The sequence below is a fragment of the Methanomassiliicoccales archaeon genome (assembly GCA_014361295.1).
In the GTDB taxonomy this organism is placed as follows: domain Archaea; phylum Thermoplasmatota; class Thermoplasmata; order Methanomassiliicoccales; family JACIVX01; genus JACIVX01.
In genome coordinates, this window is record JACIVX010000120.1 from 1 (window position 1) to 558 (window position 558).

Below are 558 nucleotides of genomic sequence, written 5' to 3' on the forward strand. Positions count from 1 at the left end.
ATCAACGGAGGCCGCGATCATGTCGCTGGTGGGAGGGTACATGTGGATGTTGGTCATGGCGGCGTTGAGGGCGATGAGCAGTTCCAGTTCTCTTAACAAAGAGGGCCCCCTCATAATCCCTGATACGTATCTTCTCATTTCTGCCATACATCCGCTCCTTGAGGTAATTCAGGATCTCCTTCGTGGCCTCAGGTGGGATGAAGGTCATGTAGCGGTAGTTCACCTTCTTCCTGACAATATCCAGCGTTATGATCTCATCCATGAGTTCATCCCTGGCATTGAAGAGGTCCTCAACCGTTTCAAGTTCACGGCCAATGGCATCACCTGCAGCATCCAGGAACTTCCTGATGGTCAGCCTCCTGGCCTCTGCCTGCGCCATACCTGAAAGTGCCATGAGGTAAATGAGGGCCTTCTCCCTGGGTGGTGCCATGCTCACAAGTGTCCTGAGTTCCTCCTTTGTGATGAGTTTGCCGTAGTTCTGCTCCAGGCAGATGTCTCCTGAGGGCTGTCTGAGTTTTGGCATTGTGATGTCCATGGCCTCATAGAATGACCTTACGG

At 52.5% G+C, this 558-nt stretch carries 1 protein-coding gene; it reads right to left on the reverse strand.

The genetic code is table 11. The features are described 5' to 3' along the window. Position 1 precedes the first annotated feature (1 nt). On the reverse strand, positions 2-535 hold the full coding sequence (locus tag H5T41_11500; protein ID MBC7109384.1) for a hypothetical protein: 534 nt from the start codon (positions 533-535) through the stop codon (positions 2-4). Positions 536-558 lie beyond the last annotated feature (23 nt).